The 12627-nt window shown below is 46.7% G+C and carries 9 protein-coding genes; 5 read left to right on the plus strand and 4 right to left on the minus strand.

Annotation, left to right across the window (positions count from 1 at the left end; translation table 11 throughout):
- The first annotated feature begins 20 nt into the window (after nt 1–20).
- The 5 genes from NC99_RS07370 to NC99_RS07390 all read left to right on the plus strand — a co-directional run bounded on the left by NC99_RS07370 (nt 21) and on the right by NC99_RS07390 (nt 9919).
- Nucleotides 21–2519, plus strand: coding sequence for a SusC/RagA family TonB-linked outer membrane protein (locus NC99_RS07370; RefSeq protein ID WP_082326359.1), 2499 nt, complete (start codon nt 21–23; stop codon nt 2517–2519).
- Nucleotides 2520–2538: 19 nt separating this feature from the next.
- Nucleotides 2539–4149, plus strand: coding sequence for a RagB/SusD family nutrient uptake outer membrane protein (locus tag NC99_RS07375; RefSeq protein WP_053181636.1), 1611 nt, complete (start codon nt 2539–2541; stop codon nt 4147–4149).
- A gap of 95 nt (nt 4150–4244) precedes the next feature.
- Nucleotides 4245–6023, plus strand: a complete 1779-nt coding sequence (locus tag NC99_RS07380; RefSeq protein WP_053181640.1) for a hypothetical protein — start codon at nt 4245–4247, stop codon at nt 6021–6023.
- A 47-nt stretch (nt 6024–6070) separates the two neighbouring features.
- Nucleotides 6071–8401 (plus strand): GH92 family glycosyl hydrolase, encoded by a 2331-nt coding sequence (locus tag NC99_RS07385; RefSeq protein WP_053181643.1) that lies wholly within the window; start codon nt 6071–6073, stop codon nt 8399–8401.
- A 90-nt stretch (nt 8402–8491) separates the two neighbouring features.
- Entirely contained in the window at nt 8492–9919 is a 1428-nt protein-coding gene (locus tag NC99_RS07390; protein WP_239684424.1) for a RapZ C-terminal domain-containing protein, read from the plus strand.
- A gap of 20 nt (nt 9920–9939) precedes the next feature.
- Here NC99_RS07390 and NC99_RS07395 read toward each other — a convergent pair whose 3' ends face one another.
- From NC99_RS07395 to nuoE, 4 genes are all read right to left on the minus strand, one after another.
- On the minus strand, nt 9940–10296 hold the full coding sequence (locus NC99_RS07395; protein WP_053181646.1) for a hypothetical protein: 357 nt from the start codon (nt 10294–10296) through the stop codon (nt 9940–9942).
- Nucleotides 10297–10308: 12 nt separating this feature from the next.
- Nucleotides 10309–11244, minus strand: a complete 936-nt coding sequence (locus NC99_RS07400) for a DnaJ C-terminal domain-containing protein (RefSeq protein ID WP_053181655.1) — start codon at nt 11242–11244, stop codon at nt 10309–10311.
- 86 nt (nt 11245–11330) lie between these two features.
- Entirely contained in the window at nt 11331–11768 is a 438-nt protein-coding gene (locus tag NC99_RS07405; protein ID WP_053181658.1) for an Hsp20/alpha crystallin family protein, read from the minus strand.
- Between the two features lie 231 nt (nt 11769–11999).
- Entirely contained in the window at nt 12000–12506 is a 507-nt protein-coding gene (gene nuoE / locus NC99_RS07410) for an NADH-quinone oxidoreductase subunit NuoE (RefSeq protein ID WP_053181649.1), read from the minus strand.
- Between the last annotated feature and the right edge of the window lie 121 nt (nt 12507–12627).

Genomic DNA, 12627 nt, shown 5'->3' on the forward strand with positions numbered 1-12627 from the left:
TTTCCATTGCATAAAGCGGGATTAACAGTTCGCAAAGCCCGTTTTATGTCATTGATGGTGTTCCCGGCGCCGATATTTCGCTGGTTGCTCCGGACGATATTGTTAGCGTGGACGTGTTGAAAGATGCCGCAGCGACTTCCATTTATGGAAACAGGGCAGCCAATGGCGTGATCATGATCACCACAAAACGCGGGAACAAGGACCAGGAACAAATTTCATACAACGGATACATCGGCTTCGAAACCGTATCAAACGAATTGGACTTGATGAATGCCAGCCAGCTGAGATCTTTCCTTGACACCAACAATATGACTTTGGCTCCTGAAGATGACCATGGGGCGGATACCGATTGGCAGCAGGAGATTCAGCGCTCGGCTGCCGTTTCGCACAGCCACAATGTATCGTATGGCGGAGGAACCGAACGCAGCAACTACATTGCCAGCCTGACTTACATTGACAAACAAGGAATTTTACGGAGCAGTGGACAAAAACGCATCGTTGCCCGTATGGCCATTGAGCAAATGGCATTCAACGACAAGGTAAAATTCGGGCTCAATGTCACCAACTCGAATATTAACAATACCAAAGTACCACAGCGGAATGTGGCGCTTTTGCAATCGGCCAAATACCTGCCGGTAACCAGCCCGCGAAATGAGGATGGAACTTATTTTGAAAACTTCAACCACTCCGGCTATTTTAATCCCCTGGCGATTATTGAACAGGCCGATGATGATTCAAAACTCAATACCTTACTCGGGAATTTTACAGCTGAAGTGACCTTGCCTTTTGGGTTTAGATATAATATGAATGCGGCATACCAAAAAAACACCTCGCTCAACGGTGAATATTACAGTAGTTATTATGCCGAAAACTATAACAGTGCACAATTCTATAATAATCCTGAACCCCCGGCAACACACTCCATTATCAATTTTGGTGAGAATGGATTGGCCAGCCGGAGTACTTACCAGAGTACCAATGTAATTTTGGAGAATTATCTCACCTGGAGCAAGGAAATCGAGAAGCATACGATTAATGCCGTAGTTGGATATTCGTGGCAGGACAATGTATTGGGCGATGGTTTTATGGCTACCAATACCAATTTCCCGGTTGACAATGTTAGCTACAACAACCTGGCGCTTGGAAATTATTCAACGGTGTCGGGTTTCAATGTCAATTTTGGCGATGCGAATGCCTACCAAAAGACCCGGTTGATTTCTGATTTTGCCCGGTTAAACTACAATTACGATAGCCGATACATGTTGCAGGCATCCATACGTCGCGATGGTAGTTCGGTGTTTGGAGCGAACAAACAATGGGGTTATTTCCCCTCGGTGGGCGGTGCCTGGCGGATTGACCAGGAAAGCTTTATGGAATCGCAACATGTTTTCAGCGACTTAAAACTCCGGGCCAGCTACGGGGTAACCGGTAACTCATCGGGTTTTGATGCTTATACTGCTCAATTCATTATGGCTGGATTGGGAACGTTTTATTACAACGGACAGCAGGTGGCTGCTTTTGGTCCGAACAAAGCGGCCAACCAGGATTTGGAATGGGAAAAAACATCCACGACCAACCTTGGATTGGATTTCGGAATTTTCGATGGAAAACTAAGTGGTTATATTGAGGTTTATGACAAAAAAACCACCGGCATGATCTATTCTTATGCCGTCAATCCTGTTCTTATTCCTGCCGGAAGTATTACGGCCAATGGTGGCGAAATGTCCAATAGAGGAATTGAGATCAGCCTGAATGTTACGCCGGTACAAACGACAGATTTTAGTTGGTCGAGCAACCTGAATCTGGCTCACAACAAAAACGTGATTGAGAAATTGACCAACGACTTGTTTAGCGGTGGTGACTCGGTGCGGATTACACAACCCGACGGAGGTGGACAAACCGGAAGTACCCTGCAAATACTAAAAGAGGGAAAACCGATCGGCCAGTTTTTTACGCTTCAATATGCTGGTAAAAACGCCGAAGGCGTATCGCAATATGTTGCTGCTGATGGTTCGTTGACTACCAACCCGGCTATTGGTGTCGATTATCATTACATGGGAAGTCCGCAGCCCAAATTGCTGATGGGCTGGACCAATGATTTCAGGTACAAAAATTTTGACCTGAACATTTTCATTCGCGGCGTATTTGGCAATAAAATTTTCAATGCGACCCGGGCCGACCTGTTCCGGCCAGCAACGGCTCATTCTTCCAATATTTTGGTCGATGTTGCCGGCGAATCGCCCACCGACCTGAACGTGTACAAATATTCTTCCCGGTTTATCGAAAATGGAAGCTACATTCGCCTTGACAATGCCACCCTGGGGTACAATTTTAAAAATCTGGGCCGATCAGTAAAAAATCTGCGTGTCTATGCGTCTGGAACCAACCTGTTCACAATAACTGGCTATTCTGGTATCGATCCTGAAGTTGAACAAGGGGGCATTGCTCCGGGTGTTGATACAAATAACTTTTATCCAAAAACACGGACCGTAATGTTTGGCGTAAAAGCAACTTTCTAATCCTAAAATCTAAATTACAATGAAGAATATAATCAAATACATCATTTTTCCGGCACTTGCAGGTTTACTTGTCTCCTGTCATGATATTGATGTGCCGATCACGACACAAATGACCCCGGAAGTCTTTCCTCAAAATGAAGATCAATACGCCCAAACAGCGGGTGCCGTTTACTCGGCGTTTCGGGGCGAATATGCGCATTCCTTTTTCTTCATGAGTACCATCAGTACAGATGAAGGCATTCTTCCTGCAAGGGGTGGAAACTGGTATGACAACCAAGGCTATATGAAGATGCATTACCACACCTGGGATGAAGATCATGGCGCTACCAATTATTTGTGGTATACGCTTCAGAAAACCATTGGGGTTGCTAACCAGGCTCACTATGTTCTGTCTGATGTCATGCCTGAAGGGGCGAAAAAAAATACGACGCTGGCCGAGATACAAACGATGCGGGCCATCACTTTTTTCATGATGATGGATTTTTACGGTAACATTCCGTTGGACACCTTGTATGGCGATTTTGAACCACGTGGTAACACACCGCGCGCCCAGGTTTTTGAATACATTGAAAATGAACTGAAAAGATCTATCCCCAGTTTGAGTGAAGAAACAGGTGAAGCCACCTATGGCCGCCCAACCAAATGGACAGCTTATGCTTTGTTGGCAAAAATGTATCTCAATGCAGAATACTATACCGGTACGGCGCGTTGGAACGATTGTATTGCGGCCTGCGACGCCGTCATTAACGCTGGAAAATTCGCAATTGAACCGCGTTCGTCCTATCTGGAAATGTTCTATCCCGATAATGGGCCACAAATGAAAGAATTCATCTTTGCCGTTCCATTTGATCCATCTGCAACTTCCCATCCAGGAACAAATGGGCAGATGTACCGTGCCCGTTACGATGTGCCGCGCTCGCTTCAGAATAAGTTTAATCTGCCGTTCCGTCCGAGCGCTCCCATGAGTACCTTGCCTGAGTTTTATGCCATTTTTGATGATGAGGGTGATATTCGCAACGACCAATGGCTGACAGGGCCTCAATACCTGGACGACGGCAGTCCCGTTATGGTTACCACCACCAAGAAAGGATATGATCAGTTTTATACAGGCGACGATGGCGGTGATCCCTATACCTACCATGTTACTTTATCTCCTGATATCGTTTTACGCCAAAACCCGGATTTGTTTGATTGCGGAAACGATGAGATTGCCTGGAACATGGGCTACCGGAATATCAAGTTTTATCCGGATGCCTCATCTACCAACCGGAACCAGAACAACGACGTTCCTTATCTTCGGTATTCCGATGTGATTATGATGAAAGCAGAGGCTATCCTTCGCGGCGGAAGCCCGACATTGGGCCATACGGCCTTGTCGTTGGTGAATATGGTACGTGAAAACCGTTCCACGTCGCCGGCATGGACGAGCGTTACCCTCGAAGACCTTTATAACGAACGGGGCCGGGAGTTTGTGTATGAATGCTGGCGCCGCAACGACATGATCCGTTTTGGTAAGTTTGAAGGATCGTGGGGCTTCAAAACCAACAGTGAAGTCCATCGCAGGATTTTACCAATACCAACTGATGCTATGGTGTTGAACCCTTTACTGGAACAAAACCCCGGATACTAGAAGATCCTTGTATTTGTTGAATGGAAAAAACAGGGGAGAGGAGGATCAAATCTTCTTCTCCCTTTTTTCGTATCAAGTTTTAAATTTTGATTAGAATGAATAGAAGTGATTTCCTAAAAATCGGTGCATTAAGCGGATTAGCAACCTGTTTGGCAATTGAATCATGGAGCGTCAATTCCAGGGAAGCTTCAGAGATCGATGCGAATTTGTACCGTCAATTGTTGGCCGGCAACGACAAAACGGTAGCCGGTTTTTTGAGTGAGGCTTTAGTAAAACCGGCATCGGGCTTCAATCGCCCGCGATCGGTCAGCCTGACATTCGCGGTACTTGCGGCCTCCTACACAACATCCGATTCGGAGTTCTATCATTCCGAAGCAGTCCGCAAACAGTTGGAAACACTTGTTTCAGCTTTGCTTGAATTGCAAAATTTAAACGGAACAATTGATGCAGGAGGAAACAGGCAGTCGCCACCCGATACGGCGTTTTTGCTGGAATACCTGTGCCCCGCTGCTGCTTTGCTCCGGAGAGATGATTCAGAGGAAACCCGCCAAATCCGCAGGCAACTAGATGATTTTATGATCAATGCCGGAGAAGCATTGGTGAAGGGTGGCGTACACACGCCGAACCATCGTTGGGTGGTGTCCGCCTCATTGGCCCGCCTGTACACGCTTTATTCGGATGAACGCTATCTTGAACGAATTGACCAGTGGCTTGATGAGGGCGTTTACCTTGATGCCGATGGCCAGTTTCCGGAACGGAGCCGCAACTATTCGCGGGTGGAAGCCTTCTCCTTAATGACCATCGCCCATCTCTTGAACCGCCCGAAATTACTTGAAATCGTCGAGAAAAATCTTATTTCAACCTATTACTTCCTCGAAGAAAATGGGGAGCTGATTACCGTGGATTCCCGACGGCAGGACCAAAATTTTTTACTTCAAATGAGCCTGTTTTATTTGGGTTATCGTTACCTGGCTATTGCTGAGAGGAACGAGATGCTGACAGCTGTTACGCGGGAAATTGAAGGTTTTGACGATTTTGAACAACAGGTTTTGTCGCGGGCGCTGATTCACTTCTTGGATATGCCAATGCTTTTGCAGAAACTACCGGCATATGGAAAGCTTCCGGAAAATTACACGAAGTATTTCCCGCTGACACAGGTGGTACGAATTAAAAGAGGCCTGACAACCGCCACAATCTTTGGCGGAAACGATTTGCCGGTGACCGTTGCTTCCGGCCGGTCCTCCAACCCAACATTTTTTACTTACCGGAAAGGGCAAGCGATTCTGGAATATGCCCGACTGTCCACTTCGTTTTTTAATACCGGCTATGTTCGAAGTGAAGGACTTAAAAAGGATGCCGACACCTATTATTTGCACGAACGCAAAGAGGCGTATTATTATCAGCCACTGCCGGCCAATAAACGAAATGAGGAGGGCGATTATCGGTTGAGTGAATCGTTGGATGGACGTTTCTGGAGTAAAATGGACTTTGAAAATCGCCCGGTGAGTGACGTTCAGGTAATGGAAACGGACATCACTGTTCAGGAGCATGACGGTGAGTTCGAAATGAATATCAAAGTTGCCGCGGCCGAAGGTGTTCAGGTCACGCTGGAGCTCTGTTTCCGGTCTGGCGGAAAGCTTAGCAATGTTCGTTCAACCAACAACCAAGACGACTACCTGCTGGCAGATGGCTATGCCACCTATCAAGCTGGAACAGATACCATACGTGTTGGCCCGGGCATTTTAGAACACGAAAGCATTGACCGGATTGATGGTGAATTGTACAGCACGCATTTTGGCTCAATCAAAGGCGAAGGAATGCATCTTTTTTTAACAGGGTACACGCCGTTTTCTCACACCATCACGTTTAAATGATTTTATTTTTAACTTGATCAGCCCTAATATTCAAAACAATATCATTTATGAAACCAGGACGAACTGCACGCCATCTATCCCCAATTATTTTTTTATTCCTTTTTGTTTCTTGTCAGCAAAAAATTGACGAACCAAAAATACTGCTTTCAGATTTGGTTGTACCTACTGTTGACACGGCCAATTCGCGTTGGTTTTTCTTCTCTTCGGCCTGCCGCCCATTCGGCATGGTGAATTTGAGTCCGGACACCCAGGTTGGCGGTGCGTGGGGGAGTGGCTACCGGTACAACACCGACACCATTAAAGGTTTTAGCCACGTTCATGCCTGGCAGTTGGCCGGCGTTTCTGTGATGCCCATTGTTTATTCTGAAGAAAATAAATCGACCGTTTTTACAGGATATGAATCAAAGTTCAGTCACGAAACCGAAAAAGTCAGTCCCGGCTACCACTACCTGGAATTGGATCGGTACCAGATCAAAGCCGAGGTCACGTCAACCAAACGGGTAGGTTTTCACCGTTACGCTTTTTCTGACAGCGGAAAGGCCGCCATTCTTTTCAACCTGAACGGCATGCTCGGGCCAAGCCTGATGAAAGAGGGCACCTTAACACAGACTAGTGAAACCGTACTCGAAGGAAGGACCGTGAATTCGCCAACCATCCGTCGGCCTAAAGACTGCCCGGTCTTTTTTAAGGCTGAACTGAATACCCCGGTTTCTGCAATCGAACGAGATTCCATCACTGGAAATTACCTGATTCATTTTGAGGACATTGAGAGTCAGGAACTGTTGCTGAAAGTGGCGATTTCCTACACGTCGATTGAGAACGCAGGATTGAACATGCAGGAAGAATTGCCGGGTTGGGATTTTGATCAGGTGGTTGCTGATTCGCGCCGGGAGTGGAACGCGTGGTTGGGGCGGATCGAAATTGAAGGTGGAACCATGGAGCAACAAAAGCGTTTTTACACTGATTTGTGGCATGCGCTTCAGGGCCGCAGGATCATCAGCGACGTGAATGGTGCCTACCCGGATCACACCGGGAAAAGTTTCCGCATCGGTCAGTTGCCCTTGGATACGAATGGCAAGCCGAAATTTAATCACTACAATTCCGATGCTTTTTGGGGTGCACAGTGGACCATCAACACGCTTTGGGGATTGGCGTACCCGGAAATGATGGAGGAATTCACTGCTTCGATGATGCAATATTATCAGGATGGCGGATTGGTTCCCCGGGGCCCGTCGGGCGGAAACTACACCTTTGTCATGACCGGCGCCTCGGCAACACCGTTTATCGTCAGCGCCATTCAAAAAGGGATTGTGAAAGATGATTTGGAAGAAATTTATCACGCATTAAAGAAAAACCACCTGCCGGGTGGTATCATGGAGAAAGCCGGTTATGAGCATAAAACTGCACTCGGTGGTGGACTGGGCTATTATATCGACAAAGGATTCGTGCCGTATCCGATCCCGGAAGGCCAGTTTGGCTACCACCAAGATGGAGCCAGCCTGACCATGGAGTATGCCTACCAGGACTGGGCATTGGCGCAACTGGCACATAAACTGGGTATGGAAGAAGATTCCAACTATTTTCTGAAAAGATCACAGAACTATACAAATGTCTTTGATCCCGAATCAGGCTGGATGCGACCCAAAGATGTGGACGGGAAGTGGAAAGCTGACTTTGACCCCTATCAGCATGAACATGGATTTAACGAATCAAACGCGGCACAATCCACCTGGTTTGTGCCGCAGGATTTGCCTGGCCTGGCCGAATTGATGGGTGGGAAAAAAGCCGCAGCCCAAAAGCTGAATCAGGCTTTTGAAACCGCCAAAACAATGGGCTTCACTGCCGGAACTTCACACGATCGAGAGCTGCACCCGGAGTACAGTCGCATCCCGATCAACTACGGAAACCAGCCGTCCATTCAAACGGCATTCATTTTTAATTACCTCGACCAGCCTTGGAAAACCCAGTATTGGTCGCGCGAGGTGGTTGAGACTGTTTACGAAGGAATAAGCCCGCAGCGCGGCTTCAATGGTGACGAAGATCAAGGGCTGATGGGATCGCTCTCGGTGTTAATGAAAACAGGCTTGTTTTCGATGAAAGGCGGCTGTTCGCCGGAGCCTTTTTACGAGCTGGGCAGCCCAATCTTTGATCAGATCACCATCCATTTGAATCCCGACTTTTATCCCGGAAAAACATTCACCATCACAGCAAAGAACAATTCTTCCGAAAACCGTTACATTCAATCGGCCACTTTAAATGGAAGTGAATGGAGCGATTGGAAAATTCTGCACCAAAAAATAACCGAAGGTGGTGAGCTGATGCTTGAAATGGGCAGTGCGCCCAACAAAAATTGGGGTGTTGACTTGAGCGAGGAATGACCTTTCGGAACTTGTGCAAAGTGATTCGTTTTTTACTGAAGGAGCCGTCAAATTCTTTTATCTTTGTTTCCCACAAAAAAACACGACGCTTTGGACTTAAAAACGAAAGAAGAAATCATCCAGCTCTATGAAGGTCATTTTCAGGAAGAAATGACTGCCTTTGAAGTGCTGCCGGCCTCGGGGTCGTATCGCGAATATTGTCGTATCAAGAGTAAAAATCACCAGGCGATTGGTGCCTGGAACCAGGATGTGCGTGAGAATGCAGCTTTCCTCGAATTCTCGGCTCATTTTTTTGAGCAAGGCGTGGCGGTACCCAAAATTTATGCGGTGAATGACGCGAAAACCTGCTATTTGCTGGAGGACCTGGGAAAACTGACCTTGTTCGATTACCTGAGTCGAACGCGCGAGTTGGAAGGTTTTTCGGAAAAGATTGTGAACGTGTACAAAAAGGTGCTGCGCGAGTTGCCCAAACTGCAAATTACGGCAGGGAAGGGGATCAACTACGATTATTGTTACCCACGGGCGGCATTCGATAAGCAGTCGATGATGTGGGACTTGAACTACTTCAAATACTATTTTCTGAAGCTGGCAAAAATTCCCTTTGATGAGCAGGCTTTGGAAGATGATTTCCAGAACTTCAGCAATTATTTGCTGGACGCGGAAAGCGACTATTTCATGTTTCGTGATTTTCAATCGCGTAACATTATGCTGCGCGAAGGGCAGGTGGCGTTTATCGATTATCAGGGCGGGCGAAAAGGCGCGTTGCAGTACGATTTGGCCTCGCTGCTTTACGATGCCAAGGCCGATATTCCACAGACGGTTCGAAACGAATTGCTGGAATTTTACCTTGACGAGTTGGAAAAATACCAGGCCATCAACCGCGATGAGTTTAAGGCTTACTTCACCGGTTACGTGTTAATTCGGATTATGCAAGCCATGGGAGCCTACGGTTTTCGGGGCTTCTACGAGAAAAAGGAGCACTTCCTGAAAAGTATTCCTTTCGCCTTGGAAAACCTGAAGTATTTGTTGGAGAACAACAATATACCCGTTGAATTGACCGAGTTGTTTCATGTACTCGACGCGATCAGTCAATCCATTTATCTTCGAAAAATTGGCTTGCAAGATGATGCCCTCACCATTCGCATTACCAGCTTTTCATACAAAAAAGGCATTCCGGAGGATCCCTCAGGAAATGGTGGCGGTTATGTTTTCGACTGTCGTGCCATTCACAATCCGGGACGTTATGAAGATTACAAGCAGCTGACAGGAAAAGACCAGCCGGTAGTCGATTTTTTGGAAAGCAATTCAGATATGGCGGATTTCCTCAGCCATGTGTATGGTTTGGTTGATCATTCTGTGAAAATGTACCTGTCGCGGGGCTTTTCGCACCTGAGCGTCAACTTTGGTTGTACCGGGGGACAACACCGCTCGGTATATGCTGCCGAACGGTTGGCTGCACATTTGAGAGAAAAATACACCGCCAACGTACTGTTATCGCACCGCGAGCAGGATTTTTAGCCATTGCGGAGTGCGTATGATTAGTGCAGCAGCCGGTTAATCAGTTCAAGCTTATGTTGGCTAAATAGCCTGGTTGATTCTTTTGCGCTGAGAAATACCAACAGAAATCCGGCTGGGCTCATTTTCCAGTCGGAATGGGTTTCACCGTTTTCAATGGTGGTCACAAAAATTGGTTTGATGAAATGTTGAGGGTTCTTCCCGGCACGAAACAGCGTTTGGTTGGCGCAACGGATGGCTTCGGCCAGTTGGTGCGAATCACGCAGCCCGGCATCATACAGATCAGCACAGGAATAACGTAGTTCCCGATCGTGAAATCCATCGATCAGCCGGCTCAGCATGTCTAGGTCGATTTCAGGGTATTTGATCAAAGCTTTCATACGTTTGTGGTTTTAGTTAAAACTTAGCCTCAACTTCTCAAATAGCTCTTTTTGCGCGGGCGTCAGCTTTTCCGGAATCTGGACCTGCAGCTGAACCAACAGGTCGCCGGATTGATTGGGTTTGCCGTAAACGGGCATTCCTTTACCTTTTACTCGCAATAGTTTATCATTTTTTGTCCCTGCCGGAATTTTTATGCGAATCGTTCCATTCAAGGTGTTTACTTTGGTTTCGCCCCCAAGCACGGCATCAAACAGGCTAATTTGGTGGCGAATCTTCAGGTCATTTCCAATTCGTTCAAACGAACGATGGGACAGCAGGCTAACTTTAACCAGCAGGTTCCCCCGACTGCCGGCCCCACGCGCTTTCCCGCCTTTGCCTTTCACGCGAAGCACCTGCCCATCGTAGGCTCCCGGTTTTATGGTCATCCGGATTTGCTCATCCTGCAACCGAATCACCCGGCTGGTTCCATGAAAGGCTTCTTCCAGGCTGAGCGGCAATTCTGCTTGAAAATCTGGTCCATCGGTACCATCGTTTTGCATACCTTGCCCGGAGTGTCCCGAAGATCTTCGGTTTCCGAAGAATGCTTCAAAAAAATCAGAAAAGCCGGATGAGCCAAAGCCCCCAAATACGTCATTTAAATCTTCATTTGAATAAAACGATTGTCCCTGCTGCCGGCCAAAACCCGCAAACGGATTGCTGTCGCCGTAGTTGCCCTGTTCAAATCGGCTCCAGTTTTCGCCCAGCTCATCGTATTTCTTTCGTTTTTCCGGTTTGCCAAGCACCTCGTGGGCTTCGTTTATTTCCTTGAACCGGCTTTCGGTTTCCTGATTTCCAGGATTTTTGTCGGGATGGTATTTCACGGCCAGTTTTCGGTAGGCTTTTTTGATTTCGGCCTGCGAAGCATTTTTGTCAACCCCCAGTATTTTATAGTAATCCTTGTATTCCATTTTCATTTTGATTTGCCAATCACAATAAAAAAAGGGCATTCACTTGCGCGACGCCCTTTTTCAACTCAGACAGGAATCGCCTGCCGTTATTTAATTTCGATTTGCTTGGGTGGTTTGGGTTTAACTTCTTCCTTTTTGGGAATGTAAACCTTCAGGATTCCGTTTTCGTACTTGGCCGTAATTTTTTCGTTTTCAACAGTTTGTGGCAAAGTGAACGAACGGCTAAACGATTGGTAGCTAAACTCACGACGTGTAAATTGTTGCCCTTCTTTGGTTTCGTCTTCTGTTTTTTTCTCAGAAGAGATGGTTAGCAAACTGTTGTTCAGGTCAATTTTGAAATCCTTTTTGTCGAAGCCCGGAACAGCCACTTCTACTTCGAAACCATCCTGGTCTTCCTTAATGTTCACAGCAGGCAAAGTCGTGTTCGTTGTCGAATAATTCCGGTTCGACCAATCAAATAAATTTGTGTCAAAAAAGCGGTCAAATAAATCCGGATACTGATTTGAAAATCTTGATAGTGCCATTGTTTTATCCTCCATACTTTTAGTTAGACATTTACTTTTCAATTCGAAAAAATCAAAATAAATGCCAGAGCTCAGGCCAGGACAAATTTTCAATTGGTAGCTGTCATTTGTTCATCGAGTCAACTTTCAGAATCGGATTTTTCTGAACTGGTGCGGGTTCTGAAAAATGTCATTATGACAGCGTGAACAGTCAGTTACAGGCTGGGTCGCTCCGTCGCTTTCTCAACCTTTTTAGGCTGATTTAGCTTCGGCCGGGCAACCTTCCTGGTATTCCGCAATAATTTTATTGACCTGTTGCGGTGACACCCGGCCATATACTTTTTCGCCTACGGTAACCACCGGCGCCAGTCCGCAAGCACCAACACAACGCAGGCTGCTCAATGAGAACTTCCCATCGGGCGATGTTTGGCCTACCTCAATGTTTAGCTGCCGCTTGAATTCGGCCAGCACCTGTTCGGCGCCGCGCACGTAGCAGGCCGTTCCCATGCAGATGGAAATGGGATGCTCGCCCTGTGGCAGCATGGTGAAAAATGAATAGAACGTCACCACGCCATACACTTTGGCCACCGACATATTCAACTCCTTGGCAATCACTTCCTGCACTTCGGCTGGTAAATAACCCAGTTTACTTTGAACTTGGTGCAACACATTGATGAGCTCACCTTCCTGGTTTCCGAACTGAGCACAGACTTCTTTAATCTGGTTGATGGTCTTTTCTGCAAGTTTTATCTTTGGCATTTTCTTTTAGTCATTAGTGATTTATAGTCATTCAATAGTCATTTGGTCATTCGTCGTCATAAACTTCAATGGATCTTGCAGGTGAAGTCCACGATTTGGTCACGCAATGGGATCATTTTTA

The organism is Sunxiuqinia dokdonensis, assembly GCF_001270965.1.
GTDB lineage: Bacteria > Bacteroidota > Bacteroidia > Bacteroidales > Prolixibacteraceae > Sunxiuqinia > Sunxiuqinia dokdonensis.

What these genes read in the sequence shown, in the direction of transcription:
- NC99_RS07375 (WP_053181636.1), top strand. Translation starts at nt 2,539, where the DNA reads ATGAAGAATATAATCAAATACATCATTTTTCCGGCACTTGCAGGTTTA.
- NC99_RS07380 (WP_053181640.1), top strand. Translation starts at nt 4,245, where the DNA reads ATGAATAGAAGTGATTTCCTAAAAATCGGTGCATTAAGCGGATTAGCA.
- NC99_RS07385 (WP_053181643.1), top strand. Translation starts at nt 6,071, where the DNA reads ATGAAACCAGGACGAACTGCACGCCATCTATCCCCAATTATTTTTTTA.
- NC99_RS07395 (WP_053181646.1), bottom strand. Translation starts at nt 10,296, where the DNA reads ATGAAAGCTTTGATCAAATACCCTGAAATCGACCTAGACATGCTGAGC.
- NC99_RS07400 (WP_053181655.1), bottom strand. Translation starts at nt 11,244, where the DNA reads ATGGAATACAAGGATTACTATAAAATACTGGGGGTTGACAAAAATGCT.
- NC99_RS07405 (WP_053181658.1), bottom strand. Translation starts at nt 11,768, where the DNA reads ATGGCACTATCAAGATTTTCAAATCAGTATCCGGATTTATTTGACCGC.
- nuoE (WP_053181649.1), bottom strand. Translation starts at nt 12,506, where the DNA reads ATGCCAAAGATAAAACTTGCAGAAAAGACCATCAACCAGATTAAAGAA.